The following is a 404-nucleotide window of genomic DNA, read 5'->3' on the forward strand; positions in this document are numbered from 1 at the left end:
GCCCGCGCTCCGCGTCGGCCCGTGTTCGGCCGGCCCCTCGGGGCACGGGGGTCAGCGTCCGCCGGAGAACTGGTAGACCATCTGGTAGGTGGGCCGGTTCTGCCAGGCGATCGGCCACATACCGATCCCGCCGACCGCCTGGTGGACCACCGCGTCGGCGCAGACCTGATCACCGGACGAGCAGGGCCCGCCACCCGGGTAGACCTCCTCGGCGGGGACGGCCGCCGCGTCCGCGAGGGTGTCGAGCAGGACCGTGCGGCAGGAGTCGAGGTCTCCCCCTCCGCAGTAGGTCTCGCCCAGGGGTCCCCGGACCTCGTGGCCGAGCACGGCGCGCAGGTCCTTGTCGACGTAGGACCACCAGCCGTACTGGAAGGCCGAGCCGACGTGACCGTTGCCGGAGGGGG

1 pseudogene is annotated in these 404 nt (G+C 73.5%); it reads right to left on the bottom strand.

What is annotated here, in order from left to right:
* Positions 1-51 precede the first annotated feature (51 nt).
* Positions 52-404, bottom strand: a pseudogene (locus D471_RS35840) (penicillin acylase family protein); the annotation flags it as partial.

This window comes from Nocardiopsis lucentensis DSM 44048 (genome assembly GCF_000341125.1).
GTDB classification, from domain to species: Bacteria; Actinomycetota; Actinomycetes; order Streptosporangiales; family Streptosporangiaceae; genus Nocardiopsis; species Nocardiopsis lucentensis.